Source organism: Bifidobacterium callitrichos DSM 23973, assembly GCF_000741175.1.
In the GTDB taxonomy this organism is placed as follows: domain Bacteria; phylum Actinomycetota; class Actinomycetes; order Actinomycetales; family Bifidobacteriaceae; genus Bifidobacterium; species Bifidobacterium callitrichos.
The window spans coordinates 1-13,785 of record NZ_JGYS01000030.1 but is presented as its reverse complement, the minus strand read 5'-3'; the positions used below and the strand labels follow the sequence as shown (position 1 = coordinate 13,785).

Annotated in this window: 10 protein-coding genes and 4 pseudogenes; 8 read left to right on the top strand and 6 right to left on the bottom strand. The window is 68.7% G+C overall.

Features of this window, described 5'->3' with window-relative positions; genetic code table 11:
• Both BCAL_RS13355 and BCAL_RS11790 read right to left on the bottom strand, forming a co-directional pair.
• Window positions 1-132: pseudogene (locus tag BCAL_RS13355) on the bottom strand ((2Fe-2S)-binding protein); the annotation flags it as partial.
• Between the two features lie 98 nt (window positions 133-230).
• Window positions 231-2,157, bottom strand: a pseudogene (locus BCAL_RS11790) (FAD-binding protein).
• A gap of 75 nt (window positions 2,158-2,232) precedes the next feature.
• On the opposite strand from BCAL_RS11790, the pseudogene BCAL_RS14010 reads away from it, so the two are divergent.
• A pseudogene (locus BCAL_RS14010) lies at window positions 2,233-2,617 on the top strand (MGMT family protein).
• 7 nt (window positions 2,618-2,624) lie between these two features.
• On the opposite strand, the gene BCAL_RS11785 reads toward BCAL_RS14010, so the two are convergent.
• The 3 genes and pseudogenes from BCAL_RS11785 to BCAL_RS11775 all read right to left on the bottom strand — a co-directional run bounded on the left by BCAL_RS11785 (window position 2,625) and on the right by BCAL_RS11775 (window position 5,830).
• Complete coding sequence (locus tag BCAL_RS11785; RefSeq protein ID WP_052119226.1) at window positions 2,625-3,857, bottom strand: DNA-processing protein DprA; 1,233 nt, start codon at window positions 3,855-3,857, stop codon at window positions 2,625-2,627.
• Window positions 3,854-5,402: pseudogene (locus BCAL_RS11780) on the bottom strand (YifB family Mg chelatase-like AAA ATPase). The gene BCAL_RS11785 and the pseudogene BCAL_RS11780 overlap by 4 nt, the downstream one beginning before the upstream one ends.
• Window positions 5,402-5,830: a YraN family protein gene (locus BCAL_RS11775; protein ID WP_395951741.1), complete on the bottom strand. Its 429-nt coding sequence runs from the start codon at window positions 5,828-5,830 to the stop codon at window positions 5,402-5,404. The pseudogene BCAL_RS11780 and the gene BCAL_RS11775 overlap by 1 nt, the downstream one beginning before the upstream one ends.
• Before the next feature lie 290 nt (window positions 5,831-6,120).
• Between BCAL_RS11775 and BCAL_RS12950 the strand changes: the two genes are divergently transcribed.
• From BCAL_RS12950 to BCAL_RS11755, 4 genes are all read left to right on the top strand, one after another.
• On the top strand, window positions 6,121-6,705 hold the full coding sequence (locus BCAL_RS12950; protein WP_081887465.1) for a response regulator: 585 nt from the start codon (window positions 6,121-6,123) through the stop codon (window positions 6,703-6,705).
• Entirely contained in the window at window positions 6,702-6,869 is a 168-nt protein-coding gene (locus BCAL_RS13435; protein ID WP_162178558.1) for a helix-turn-helix domain-containing protein, read from the top strand. Before BCAL_RS12950 ends, BCAL_RS13435 begins: the two co-directional genes overlap by 4 nt.
• The gene (locus BCAL_RS11760) at window positions 6,866-8,266 is read left to right on the top strand and encodes a sensor histidine kinase (RefSeq protein ID WP_043166588.1); all 1,401 of its coding nucleotides are present in this window, start codon (window positions 6,866-6,868) and stop codon (window positions 8,264-8,266) included. The genes BCAL_RS13435 and BCAL_RS11760 overlap by 4 nt, the downstream gene beginning before the upstream one ends.
• An 82-nt stretch (window positions 8,267-8,348) precedes the next feature.
• Window positions 8,349-9,119 carry a hypothetical protein gene (locus tag BCAL_RS11755; RefSeq protein WP_043166586.1) on the top strand — a complete coding sequence of 257 codons (771 nt, stop codon included), beginning with the start codon at window positions 8,349-8,351 and terminating at the stop codon, window positions 9,117-9,119.
• Between the two features lie 53 nt (window positions 9,120-9,172).
• On the opposite strand, the gene BCAL_RS11750 is transcribed toward BCAL_RS11755, so the two are convergent.
• Window positions 9,173-10,045, bottom strand: a complete 873-nt coding sequence (locus tag BCAL_RS11750) for a PfkB family carbohydrate kinase (RefSeq protein WP_043166584.1) — start codon at window positions 10,043-10,045, stop codon at window positions 9,173-9,175.
• A gap of 357 nt (window positions 10,046-10,402) precedes the next feature.
• On the opposite strand from BCAL_RS11750, the gene BCAL_RS11745 reads away from it, so the two are divergent.
• The 3 genes from BCAL_RS11745 to BCAL_RS11735 all read left to right on the top strand — a co-directional run.
• On the top strand, window positions 10,403-11,719 hold the full coding sequence (locus BCAL_RS11745) for an O-acetylhomoserine aminocarboxypropyltransferase/cysteine synthase family protein (protein ID WP_043166599.1): 1,317 nt from the start codon (window positions 10,403-10,405) through the stop codon (window positions 11,717-11,719).
• 362 nt (window positions 11,720-12,081) lie between these two features.
• Window positions 12,082-13,137, top strand: coding sequence for an ABC transporter ATP-binding protein (locus tag BCAL_RS11740; RefSeq protein WP_156101987.1), 1,056 nt, complete (start codon window positions 12,082-12,084; stop codon window positions 13,135-13,137).
• Window positions 13,138-13,206: 69 nt separating this feature from the next.
• On the top strand, window positions 13,207-13,785 hold a 579-nt coding region (locus BCAL_RS11735; RefSeq protein WP_162178557.1), incomplete at its 3' end, for an ABC transporter permease.

The following is a 13,785-nucleotide window of genomic DNA, read 5'->3' as shown; positions in this document are numbered from 1 at the left end:
CGATCCGCCGAACGGCGAGCTCCTGCGGGCGAAGGGGCTGCCCGAGCGCGTCCTGTCGCGTTCACGCTCGGGGCGTGGCGCGAACCGGTTCACCTTCAAAGTCACCGTGGTCACGTTCGTGCTGGTCGTCATGCGCGCGCCTCCTGCCAAAAACACTGCCAAAACAACTCTCCATTGTGACACACCGCATGGTCGGGACGTCTCCGTGTCGGCCGCGTGCCGACACGCGGTCAGTATTCGCGGCGCTTCGGCGGGATGTCGACGATATGCACCGGCTGCCAGAGCAGCTCGTACCCCGGAGCGTCGGCCCCGTGCGAGGAATCCTCCACGGGGGTCGAACGGATCATGGAATGCGCGAGGAAGCGTTCGTCGTCGCGTTCGGGGAAGTCGAGGCGCCTGAGGGATCCGCGCGATTCACGGCGGCCCGCGCTGGCCGAGAGCATGGCTCCCGCCAGCGTGGTCAGGTGGCGCACCTCCCAGATGGCGGTGATTTCCTGGTTGAATGCCGCCGTGGCGTCATGCGCATGCAGGGAGTCCGCCTCGGGAGCGACACGGGAGTCCAGTTCCTCCAGGGCGGCTTCGATGGACTGCGCGCTGCAACGGACCGCCAGAGCGCGTTCCATGAGCGAGCCGAGCCGGGCCATGAGCCGATACGGGTTGTTGTCCTCAGGGTCGTGGGACGCGGACGCGTCGAGCAGCGAGGCCAGCTCCTGCCTGCGATGGTCCGCGCTGCGGTCCACCGCATCGGACAGCGTCCCGTCCAGCGCCAGCAGCTCGGGATCGTCCGCAGCCGTCGGATCGCCGGCCGGCTCGTCAGCGATCCGCTCGGCCATCGCGCTCCCCCGCGCGCGTGCCGAACAGGCAGGCGTCGAGCAGCGAATTGCCTCCCAGACGGTTGGCGCCATGCACCGAGACGCAGGAGCATTCGCCTGCCGCGAACAGTCCGGCGACCTTCGTGCGCGTTGCCTCGCCGTCGGTATCCGCCGACCAGCGGTACACCTCGCCCCGTGTCGTCACGGGGATGCCACCCATCGTGTAATGCGCGGTCGGCTTGACCGGCACGTAGTCCCTGACGGGATCGATGTGCGCGTACTGCTCGATCGTCTCGACGACCTGTGGCAGCACGGCGTGCATACGATCCGGGTCGATGCCCGTCATATCGAGCCACACGCAGTCCCTCGGCCCGTCCGGATCCTTCGGATCGGCGACGCCGCGGCCCGCGTCGATCTCCGCCATGATGGAACGTGACACCACGTCGCGGGCCGCCAGATCGGCGTGCCCCGGAGCGTAGCGCTCCATGAACGCCTCACCGTCGGCGTTCCTGAGCACGCCGCCCTCGGCGCGCGCCGCCTCGGACAGCAGAATGCCCGTATGGGCCAGGCCGGTGGGATGGAACTGCACGAACTCGACGTCCTCCAGCTGCAGCCCGGCATCCAGCGCCAGCGCCATGCCGTCGCCGGTCAGATCCCACGAGTTCGACGTGGTGTGGAACAGTCGGCCCGCGCCTCCCGTGGCGATGAGCACGTTGCGCGCATGCACGGCCTTGACGGCGCCCGCATGCGTGTCGAACGCGACCACGCCGGCCGCACGCCCCCCGTCCTCGGCGAGCACCAGATCGGTCACATACCATTCCTCGGCGAACGCGACGCCCTCGGCCACGCACTGCTGCCACAGCGTATGCAGTATCTGATGGCCGATGCGGTCGGCCGCATACGCCGCGCGCCTGACCGGCTCGCCGCCGAACTCGCGCGTATGCCCGCCGAAGCGACGCTGCGCGATACGCCCCTCGTCGGTGCGGGAGAACGCCACCCCCTGACGTTCCAGGTTGATCACGGTCTGCGGCGCGTATTCGGCCAGCAGCCGCGCCGCATCCTGGTCGACGAGCCAGTCGCCGCCCTTGACCGTGTCGTAGTAGTGCCAGTGCCAGTCATCGGATTCGACGTTGCCCAGCGACGCCGCGATGCCGCCTTCGGCCGAACCGGTGTGCGAACGCAGCGGCTGCAGCTTCGAGACCACCAGGATCCTCGGCTCCACGCCCTCCCGTCTCATCCGCGCGACCGCCGGGGAGCACAGCAGCCCCAGCGCCGCCGACAGGCCGGCGGCGCCCGCGCCCACGATCACCGCATCATACATTTCTTCCAACTGCTTCGGACTCATACCCCTCATTGTCACATAAGGGCGGACCGACCGCGAACGCCCGCGCACCGACCGGTGCGCAGTAGACTGGAGCCCATGCAGACGCACGACGACGACCATGACACCCGCACTTCCACGTTCGGCGAACCGACGTTCAGCGAACGCGTCTACCGGGTCGTGCGGCGCATCCCCCGGGGCAGGGTCGCCACCTACGGGCAGGTCGCCGCGCTCGCCGGATCCCCCCGCGCCGCCCGGTTCGTCGGGTTCGCGCTGCACGCCAATCCCGAACCGGGGGTGATCCCGTGCCATCGGGTCGTGTTCCGTGACGGGTCGCTCGCCCCGGGGTTCGCGTTCGGCGGCCCCGACCGTCAGCGGGCCCTGCTCGAGGCGGAGGGCGTCGTCTTCACGCCGGGGGGACGGGGAGCCGGCCGGCGCGGACGGTTGGCGTGTGGATCTCGACCGCTGCCAATGGCGGGCGTAGCGGCGGTTCAGTCCTCGTCGTGTGTGTCCGCGGCTGCGACGTGTGGCGGATGCGGCGGGTGGACGAGATCGGTGATCTCCTCGGCGCTCGTCAGCAGGATCGCCTTCGCGTCGGCGATGAGCTGGTTGCATCCGGCGTTGTGCGGCGTGGTGATGGGGCCGGGGACGGCGATCACCAGACGGTTCAGATCGCACCCCCATCCCGCCGTGTTGAGCGCTCCGGAGCGCAGTCGCGCCTGGACGACCACCACCTGCGCGCCCAACGCGGCGATGATCCTGTTGCGCAGCAGGAACCGGCGTCCCTCGGGGATGGTGCCCGGACACAGTTCGCTGACCAGTGCGCCTCCCCGTTGCGTGATCGTGTCGAACAGGCGCATGTTCGACAGGGGGCCGATGTGGTTGAGCCCGCCGGCGAACACCGCCACCGTGCGTCCGGTTCGTTTCGGATCCCCCACCCCCGAGGCGCTCAGCGCGCCCCAGTGCGCGGCCGCGTCGGCTCCCATCGCGCCTCCGGAGACGATCAGATGCCCGTCCGAGGCGGCGCGGAAGGCGACCTCCCTGGCCACCTCGCGTCCGTAGTCGGTGACGCCCCGCGAACCGACGACCGCCAGCGGCTGCTCGCAGCTGGTCAAAGCGGTCGCGTCCCCGATGCCCCACAGGCACAGGGGAGCCGCCCAGTCCCTGCGCGTGGACAGGTCCTGCAGCTGCATCGGCCAGTAGGGGGTGTGCGGGGCGATGATCCACTGGCGCCCGTCCATCGTGAACCATTCGGTCAGGGTCCTCCAGTCGGATGAGGGCAGCGCCTCGAGACGCGCACGCCATCCGGCGAGCGCACGGTGGAACGCGTCCATGCCCCGCGCGCTCACCCTGCGGCCCCACCGGGCCAGCCCCAGTGCGAACAGCTGGTCCAGACGGTTGTCCGAGGCGTTCGCCTGCGGGGAGCCGGTACGGGAGGCGAGGATGAGATCCAGTGCGACGCTGGGCGCTCCGGCTCCCTTGATGAGCGCGTACATCAGCGCGTCGGCGCCGTCCAGACAGAACGTGAGCGTGGCCCGGGCGAGCGTCTCCACGTCGGGCGGCGGCGGGGTCGGGCCCGGCGTCGGACGCACCTCGTCGGATCGCGTCACCGTGATCCCGTCCATGCTCGCATCGTTCGTGCCGTTCGTGCCACCCGTGCCGTCCGCCGTCTCGTCAATGTCGCAGACGCCGTCCGCGGGAATCATGGTGTCGACGCCGCTCATAGCCGTGTCCTCAACGCGATGCCCTGACTGGTCTCCTCGCGCCCCGGCGACGGGATGCCCTTGAGATCGGCGAGCGTCCAGGCCAGACGCATCGCCCGGTCCGCGCCTCGCAGACTGAGCCGCTGGGATTCCAGCGCCCGGTTGATCGGGTCCAGCGCGTAGCGGGACATGTGGTCGCGCATCCACCGGCCCGACGCCTGCGCGTTGCAGACCCACCCGTACTGCTCGTAGCGTTCCGCGGCCCTGGAGCGCGCCTCGATCACACGTGCGCGGATCTCCGCGCTGGTCTCGCGCGGCTCGTCCACTTCCTCGTCGAGGATGATGCGCGACACGGGCGGCACCTCCACCTGGATGTCCACACGGTCGAGGATCGGCCCGGACAGGCGGGCGAAGTAGCGTCGCCGCTCCTGCGGCGTGCACGTGCAGCGCTCCCCGGTGCCGTAGCTCATCCCGCACGGGCACGCGTTGGCGGCCATCACCAGCTGGAACGCCGCCGGATAGTACGTCGTGCCCTTGGCGCGCGAGAGCGCCACGTACCCGGATTCGAGCGGCTCGCGCAGCGTCTGCAACGCGCGCGACGAGAACTCCGGCGCCTCGTCCATGAACAGCACGCCCCGGTGCGCCCGGGTGATCGCGCCGGGGGCCGCGAGCCCCGATCCGCCTCCCGCCAGCGCGGCGGTGGACGACGTGTGATGCGGCGCCTCGAACGGCGGCACGTCGCAGATGCCGTAGGCGGGCAGCGTGCCGCACAGGGAGCGGATCGAGGCGACCTCCAGCTGTTCGGGCACGCCCAACGGGCACATGATCGACGGCATCCGGGAGGCGAGCATCGTCTTGCCGGAGCCCGGAGGCCCCACCATGATGACGTGATGGCCTCCGGCGGCCGCCACCTCCAGCGCCCATTTGGCGTAGGGCTGGCCGACCACGTCGCACATATCCCCGGACGGGGGAGGCGTGAACGCGCCGGGCTCGGCCCCCCGCCCCCTCGCACTCGCCCGCGGGACGTTCGACGTCAGGCAGACTGTAGCGGGCCATGCCCCCCATCAGCTCGACGAGCTCACCCACATGACGCACGCAGCTGACCTCGACGCCCGAGATCAGATCAGCCTCGTCCATGTTTCCGGCCGGCAGGATCGCCCGTCTGATGCCGCGCTCGCGGGCGTGCAGGAGGATCGGCAGCACGCCGTTGATCGGCAGCACGGTGCCGTCGAGGTTCACCTCGCCCATCGTGATCGTCTCGATCAGACAGTCGTGGGGGATCGCGCCGGCGGCGCTCAGCACGCTCGCCGCGATGGCCAGATCGTGCGAGGAGCCGCGTTTCGGCATGGACGCGGGCGACATGTTCACCGTCACCCGGGTCTCGGGCCAGTGGAATCCGGTCGCCTGGCAGGCGGACTTCACCCGTTCGCGCGCCTCGGACAGCGAGGCGTCGGGCAGTCCGATGATCGAGAAGTAGGGCAGCCCCGGACTGACGAACGCCTGAATGGACACGGTGAATGCCTTCAGACCGATCAGTCCGACGGAGAGCGCGTTGCCGATCACCATCAGAACGCCCCCTTAATGAGATGGACGTCCGGTCGGCCGTCGCGCACCATGACGGTGAACACGTCGAAACGCACCCCGGTGTGCGCGATCCGATGGGCGGGGTCGACGAGCCACTGCACGCCCGCGCGGCGCAGGTTCGCCTGCTTCGCGGCCGTCACCGCCTCCTGGGGCAGGCCATGGCGCATGGTGCGCCGGGTCTTCACCTCGACAAACGCGAGACGGCGTTCGGGGCAGACGGCGACGATGTCGATCTCGCCGTAGCGGGAACGCCAGTTGCGATCCAGCACTCTCCAGCCGCGCGAGACGAGCCAGGCGGCCGCATACCGTTCGCCGAGCTCGCCGAGCTCGCGCGAGGAGAGCAGCGGATCGTCGAACAGGGAGCCGATCTCGGCGAGCTCGTCGACCGCATCGGAGGCGTCGTTGCACATGCCGGACATGAGGGGCTCCGGCGGACCCATGATCGTGGTGGTATCCATGGGAACCGACTATGCGGCACCGGTCATGCTCCGGGCAACGCCCATGGGGATTGTGGACCGGAACCCATACCCCGGGCGTGTTGTGGACGGGATGTGGACGACGGGAAGGTTATCCACCGTCCCCGTCATCCACCCGTCATCCATGGGACTACAACACCGTTCGACGCGGCGACCCCAGCGGTGCTACGGTGAAGATACGAGGCCGCACGTGACGTTGCGCGCGGCGAGGGGAGAGCCAAGCCATGACGGGCGACACGAACACCGCAGCCGCATACAGCGACGCCACAAGCGCTAAGGACACCAAGAACACCGAGACCGCGGACGCAATCCGCCCGATCGTCACCATCGGACTGCTCGACAACGACCGGTTCGCGCTCGCCTTCCTCGAACGGTCCCTGGCCGAGCTCATGCCCGAGGCGCGCATACTGTGGTCGACCACATCCGGACGCGCGGCCGTGCGCATGTGCACGACGCCGGACACCATGCCGAACGTACTGCTGACCGACATGTCGCTGGACGAGCTGTCCGGCCCGGCCGTGATCCGCGCCATCAGGATCAGGACCGCTCGGGTCGCGATCCTCGCCGTCACCTCGTTCTCCCTGGCCGTGTACGCTCCAAGGCCGCCGAATCCGGCGCGCAGGGCATCGTCCCCAAATCCGTCGAGGCGCCCATCATCGACGCCGTGCGCATGCTCGCCGCCGGAGGCACATGGAACCGGACGAACGACGACGTGTCCTTCCGGACCGCGGCAGACGCGCATGCGCTCCTCTCCGGCGGACATGCGCCCCGCCAGTTCCTGCTCTCCGACCGGGAGGCCGAGGCGATGAACCTGTGCTCTCGCGGCCTGACCAGCGAACAGGTCGCCGCGGACATGCACGTGGGCGTCTCCACCGCCAAGACCTATCTCGCGCGCGCCATCCGCAAGCTCGGCGCCTCCTCGCGCGGACAGGCCGTCGCCCTGTGGACCGGAGCGTCGGAAGGCGAGCGATGAGCCTCGAAGATGCGACCAACGCGGGGACACGCATCCTTAAGGCGCTGCACGCCAGGGCGTTCCGCATCCTCATCGCCCTGTTCGTGCTCGCCGCCACCCTGATCGAATGGGCGGCGATCCCGCCCATCTACCCGCTCAACCGGCTCCTGTGCACCATCGCGGTCATCGCCGTCATCCTCTCGCCGTTCCTGCCCCGCACCGCGAGTTGGCTCATCATCGCGGGCGTCATCGCCCGCCTGTTCGTCCTCGACCTGTCCGGACCGAACCCGCTGTGGGCCGCCTACCTCGCGCTCGCCCTCATCGGCTACGACAGCTCCATCCCCGTCGCGATCGGCGCACTGACGGCCATCTCGCTCGCCGAATGCGTGCCGGTCGCGCTCAACCGATTCAACGCCCTGTCCGCAACATGGGTGGGCATGGTCAACTACGTAGGTATGTTCGTGTTCGCCACCATGATCGGCATGGCCCTGCGCTGGCGGCGCCAACGCGACGAAAGCCGCGAACGGGCCATGAACCTCGAACGCCGCCAATGGCGGCTCGACACGCTGCAGCGCAACACGCGCCTCGCCTCGCGCATCCACGACTCGGCCTCCGGCGGACTGTCCTACATCGCCCTGACCGCCCAACGCCAGCTGCGGCGCATCCCCGACGACGACACGCACGCCGGCGAGCGCGCCGACTGGCGGTTCGTCGACGAACAGGCACGCCACGTCCTCGACGAGATCCACCACGTCATCGACCTGCTCGAACGCTCCGAAGACGCCACGCGACGCACACCTGTGACGGACGCCGGAACGGACGACGACCGGACGGGCGCCGGAACGGACGCGACGCCGGACGAATCCCCACGGCCGGACGGCGACGTGATCGGCGACGCCGTCCGCGAAGCTCGCCGACGACTGGACCATCTCGGCTTCACCGGAACCATGGAACTGCGCGGCGTCCCGGATCACGCGCCGGCGGACATCCCACCGTCCGTGCGTCCGAACCGACGGCACGCGACGGACGAACCGGCCGCGCAGGCCGCGAACCTCATCGGCGAGATCGCCTCGAACATCATCCGCCACCTCGATCCGGCCGCGGGCGCCTACCACGCCGTCGTCACGCTGGGAGAGCACGCCATCGAGATCATGGAGACCAACCCGCTGCCCGCCACGTCCAAACCGGCAGGCGTCGCGCCGCACGGCAGCGGACTCGCACTGCACCGGCGCATCATCACCCGACTCGGCGGCGAACTCAACACCAGCGCCGAGGACGGCGACTGGATCATCTACGCGCGCATCCCATTGGACGGGGACGACGAGCACCCCGTCACCACATCGCACACGCCATCCGATCGACGTCGTCCCGCGGACGACGGGGCCACTGGCCCCGCATGCGGCGACGACATACCGTAGAAGCACACGGAAACAACGAACACGGGCTCCACGAGACGCGCCCGCACAGGTGCGACGAAACCCGCACGGCAAGGAGGCCGCCATGAACACGACAACGACATCCACCACACACCCGCTCCACGGATGGCGCCGACGCATCACGGCCATCGGCGCGGCGCTGGCCATATGCGCCGCGCTCGCCGGCTGCGCCGCCGGTGGAACGTCGACGGGCGCCGACTCCGGAAAGGACGGGTCCGCAGACGGCGGCACGCCGACGTTCACCGGACCATACGCCGACGAATTCAAGCGGGAATACGACAAGGCGCCCACCGATCTGGCGCGGGGCATCCTCAGGGACGGCAGGATCACCGACGCCGAGATCCAGGAGGTCTACGACGACTACAACACCTGTCTCGAACCCTACGGGCTGCAGGCCACGTACTCCGCGGACGAGGGCGAGACCGTCGCGCAGTACCGCGGATCCCTCTCCGACGACGAGCAGCTCGACATCATGAAGCAATGCCACGCGAAGACCGATGCCGGCATCATCTCCAGCCTGTACGTCAGCATGCGGAACAACCCCGAACGGCTCGACGTCGAGGCCATGTACCGGGCAACCTACCGGTGCCTCGTCAAGCACGATCTGCTGCCCGCGCCGATCAGCGAGGACGACTACATCAGCACGATGACCGCCGTCGGTGCCAAGGGCGACAACGCCGGCTTCGAGGCCAATATCAAACGCGAGATGGAGTTCTTCAGCGCCTACTACCAGACCGACTTCGACGGCAACCCCAACCCCAATTTCAAATACGGGCAGAACACCGACAAGGGGCGCCTGTTCTACGAGTGCACGAGCGACCCGCTGCACCAGTGACTGCCGAGCGAGCCGTGCGCCGTCGGACTCGGCTCGGCCGCCCCGCCACCGGTTCAGCCGACCAGAGAGGTCAGGTCGGCCAGATCGAGTTCGAAGCTGACGCCGCGATCCTCGTAGTGCGGCTGGTTGCGGGTGTGCGCCATCGCGTGACGGACGAACTCGCCGGCGATGCGCGCCGATTCGGCGAGCCCGCGGCCGGCCATCAGCGCGCCGCACAGGGCCGAGGCGAACGCGTCGCCGGTGCCGTGGATCATGTACGGCAGCCTTTCGTGCGCGATCTCCCGCCTCGCGCCGACGCCGACCGAGGCGGACGCAACGTAGTTGCGGATCATCCTGTCGCCGCGGTCGATGCCCTTCAACACCACGTTCCTGGCGCCGAGGGAGAGCAGCGCCTCCAGCAGGTCGTCGACCGCCGCATCGTCCAGATCGCGGCCCGGATAGTCCCGGCCCGTGAGGATCGCCGCCTCGGTCAGGTTCGGCATGAGCACGTCCGCACCGTCGGCGAGCGCGCCCATCGCCTCGCACAGCCGCGTCGTGTACGTGGGGTACATCTCGCCGCCTTCGCCCATCACCGGGTCGACCAGGCGCAGCGCGTCCGGATACTCGTCGTACAGGCGGCGGATGATCGCCACCTGATCGGGGGAGCCGAGGAACCCGGAGTACACGGCGTCGAGCTCGACGTCCTCGGACCGCCACGCGTCGAGATAGCCGGAGAGCATGTCGGTCGTGTCGTGGAACGTGAACACCCGGTACCTCGTGTGCGCGGAGAACAGGGCGGTGGGCACCGGGCACACGTCGCATCCGGCGGCGGACAGGATCGGGATAGCCGCGGTCAGCGAGCACTTGCCGTAGCCGCACATGTCGTGCACGGCGGCCACGCGCGGAATGTAGTCGGGGTCGCGCTCGTATAGGATCACATCGCTCATCGGCGAATCCTCCAGTCTCAAGTCTCACGGTGTTCCGCAGTGTTCTGCGGTGGCCGGGCGTCGTGCGCGCCGGCCCGTGTATCGCGCACGACTGTAGTCGGCGTGAACGCGAACATCCGATGGCGTCCGATCGGCGTGTCGCGCCCGTCGCGGGCGGTTTCCGACCGGTTTGCGCATGCCGGGATCCCAATGATCCCAACGTGTTTGAAGGGGCTATAGGCAACCCCGATAGCGTTCGGCTTGCGCCGTGCGGCACCCGGGTCGTACCTTCATAACCAACACCTCGCCAACCGCCGAACACGGCAGGCGGGTGGCAAGGAAACCAGCACGTCGACCAACCCGAGAATGGAGCACATCATGGCCGAGAAGAACAAGAACTACCGTTTCGAAACCCTGCAGCTGCACGTCGGACAGGAGCAGGCCGACCCGGCCACCGACTCCCGCGCGGTGCCGATCTACGCGACCACCTCCTACGTCTTCCACAACTTCGACCACGCCGAGGCCCGCTTCGGTCTGGCCGACCCGGGCAACATCTACGGCCGTCTGACCAACTCCACCCAGGGCGTGTTCGAGGATCGCATCGCCGCCCTCGAGGGCGGCACCGCGGGCATCGCGGTCGCCTCCGGCGCCGCGGCCGTCGAATACGCGGTGCGTAACATCACCCAGTCCGGCGACCACATCGTCTCCTCCAAGAACATCTACGGCGGCACCTTCAACCTGCTCAAGCACACGCTGCCGCGCGACGGCATCACCACCACCTTCGTCGACCCGGAGGTCCCGCAGAACTTCGAGGACGCCATCCAGGAGAACACCAAGCTCGTCTACTTCGAGACCTTCGGCAACCCGAACGCCGACCTGCCGGACTTCGAGGCCATCTCCGCGATCGCCCACAAGCATCATCTGCCGGTGATCGTCGACAACACGTTCGCCACCCCGTACCTGTTCCGTCCGCTCGAGCACGGCGCCGACGTCGTCGTCGAGTCCGCCACGAAGTTCATCGGCGGCCACGGCACCACGCTGGGCGGCGTCGTCGTCGAGGGCGGCAACTTCAACTGGGCCGAGGTGCCGGGCAAGTTCCCGACCCTCACCGAGCCGGATCCGTCCTACCACGGCCTCAACTTCTACGAGGCGCTCGGCGGCGCCGCGTTCGTGACCCGCATCCGCGCGATCCTGCTGCGCGACACCGGCGCCACGCTGAGCCCGTTCGCCGCGTTCCTGCTGCTGCAGGGCACCGAGACCCTGTCCCTGCGCGTCGAGCGCCACGTCGAGAACGCGCTCAAGGTCGTCGAGTACCTGCAGACCGTGCCCGAGGTCGAGTCCGTCTCCCACCCGTCCATCGAGGGCCGTCGCGACCACGCGCTGTACGAGAAGTACTTCCCGAACGGCGCCGGCTCCATCTTCACCTTCGACATCAAGGGCGGTAAGGACGCGGCCCGCGTCTTCATCGACAACCTGCACCTGTTCAGCCTGCTGGCCAACGTCGCCGACGTGAAGTCCCTGGTCATCCACCCGGCCTCCACCACGCACTCCCAGGAGACCTTGGAGGAGCTCGAGGACCAGGGCATCCACCAGGGCACCATCCGCCTGTCCATCGGCACCGAGAACATCGAGGACATCCTCGACGACCTCAAGGGCGGCTTCGAGGCCGTGCGCGCCTCCGGTCTGGCCAAGTGAGCCCGGCGGACAGGATCCGATAGGGTCCGTCGTACCGGTGGAAGGGGCGTCGCCCGCGTTTCGAGGACGGGCGACGGCACCGGACGATGGGAGGGGAAGGCTCTCCAGGCCTGCCTGATCAAGCGGCGGCCGACACCGAACGTCATGCGGTGTCGGCCGCCGCTTCGCGTCGTGCGCCCGCACACCGCGTAGGCGGATGCACGAGGGCGGGAGGGACACGCTCATCCGAAAGGATGAGACCCGCGTATGCGGCCTTCCGTAATTCAACCCTGCGCACGATGGGGTGCGCCGGGCGATGCGCATAGCGTGGAATCCAGGAGCGGACGGACCACGTCCGCGGCAAACATGTATGGAGCAACGCCATGAGCATCATGAACGAAACCAACACAGTCAGCGCAGCCTCCCGGCCTGATCCCGCCATCCAGGCGATCGACCTCGTCAAGGACTATGGCGAGGGGGAGGGCGTCGTGCACGCGTTGCGCGACGTCAACGTGACCTTCGAACGCGGCAGGTTCACCGCGATCATGGGACCGTCCGGATCCGGCAAGTCCACGCTGATGCACACGCTCGCCGGCCTCGATTCGGCCACATCGGGACGCATCATGTTCGAGGGGCGCGACCTGACCCGTCTCAACGACAGGCAGCTGACCCTGCTGCGCCGCAACCGGATCGGATTCATCTTCCAGAGCTTCAACCTGCTGCCGATGTTCACCGCCGAGCAGAACATCCTCATGCCGTTGACGCTCGCCGGAGCCAGACCGGACCGACGCTGGTTCGCGACCCTCGTCACCACGCTCGGCCTTGAACGCCGTCTCGACCACCGGCCGACCGAACTGTCCGGCGGCCAGCAGCAGCGCGTCGCCATCGCCCGCGCGCTGATCACCAAGCCGAAGCTCGTGTTCGCCGACGAACCGACCGGCAACCTCGATTCCGTGTCCAGCGCCGAGGTGCTCGGCTTCCTGCGCCGGTCGGTCGACGAACTCGGACAGACGATCATCATGGTCACGCACGACGCGGTCGCCGCCTCCTACGCGGATCGGGCCATCGTGTTCGCCGACGGGCGGATCGTGGCCGACGAGCCGCATCCAACCGCCGAACGCATGAACCGGCTGCTCATGGCCGAACGCGAGAGGGCCACGCGCGCCGCCGTCACCGGCACGTCCGCGGACCGGCTCGCGCGCCTGGCCGGCACGCGCAACGCGACCGCACTGCCGGTCACCGATGACGTGCTGCCGCCGACGCCGCCGGCGTCGACCGCGGCCATTGCGTCCGTCCCGGACCAGTCCGCGCTGCCAGGAGGCACGGCGGCGAACGGTTGGTTGAGCGGGAGCGAGGATGCCGTCGACCGTACGGGCCGCGCCGGTCGGGGGACGCGAGGCCGTCGCCGTTCCTCGTCCGGCGCACGCCATGCACGCTGAACGTTGATCCGTCAAGACACGTCGATCCGATCCGAAAGGCCCATCATGCTTTCACTGACCATCAGACTCATGAGGAAGAGCGCGCGGATGCTCATCCCCGCGGGCATCGCCATCCTCATCGGCACCGCGTTCATCGCCTCCACGTTCCTGTTCTCCAACGCGATGACTGCATCCCTGACCAGACAGACCACCGCCCAGTTCGGCGACGCCGACTATATGATCGCGCCCAAGCCGTTCGGCGAACTCGACGACAAGGCGCTCGAATACGCATACACGCGCTCTGTCGGCGACTTCCACATCGACAGGATGCGCGCCACCGAGGGAGTGGACGGCGTGCGCGTCGACGCGTCCGCCACCGTGACCGTCACCAACGGCGACCGGAACGTGAACGTGCAGGCCATCGCCGCATCGGACGGCGCGAAACTGCTGCCGGTCAAGGTCACGCACGGCGACCAGCCGGCCGACAACCACGAAATCGCCCTGCCACAGTCGGCGGCCAACCAGCTCGGCGTGAAGGTCGGCGACACCGTGACGATCGACTCGCAGGCGGCACACGCCATGCGACAGGCCGCGGCACTGTCCGCCGGCACGCGGGCGGACAGTGCCGCAACGGCGGACGCCTCGACCCCGACGCCGACGGACGTGCCC

Bases quoted from the DNA above. Each gene is read 5' to 3' on its own strand.
- BCAL_RS11785 (WP_052119226.1), bottom strand. From the start codon at position 3,857: ATGAGCGGCGTCGACACCATGATTCCCGCGGACGGCGTCTGCGACATT.
- BCAL_RS11775 (WP_395951741.1), bottom strand. From the start codon at position 5,830: ATGTGCAACGACGCCTCCGATGCGGTCGACGAGCTCGCCGAGATCGGC.
- BCAL_RS12950 (WP_081887465.1), top strand. From the start codon at position 6,121: ATGACGGGCGACACGAACACCGCAGCCGCATACAGCGACGCCACAAGC.
- BCAL_RS13435 (WP_162178558.1), top strand. From the start codon at position 6,702: ATGAACCTGTGCTCTCGCGGCCTGACCAGCGAACAGGTCGCCGCGGAC.
- BCAL_RS11760 (WP_043166588.1), top strand. From the start codon at position 6,866: ATGAGCCTCGAAGATGCGACCAACGCGGGGACACGCATCCTTAAGGCG.
- BCAL_RS11755 (WP_043166586.1), top strand. From the start codon at position 8,349: ATGAACACGACAACGACATCCACCACACACCCGCTCCACGGATGGCGC.
- BCAL_RS11750 (WP_043166584.1), bottom strand. From the start codon at position 10,045: ATGAGCGATGTGATCCTATACGAGCGCGACCCCGACTACATTCCGCGC.
- BCAL_RS11745 (WP_043166599.1), top strand. From the start codon at position 10,403: ATGGCCGAGAAGAACAAGAACTACCGTTTCGAAACCCTGCAGCTGCAC.
- BCAL_RS11740 (WP_156101987.1), top strand. From the start codon at position 12,082: ATGAGCATCATGAACGAAACCAACACAGTCAGCGCAGCCTCCCGGCCT.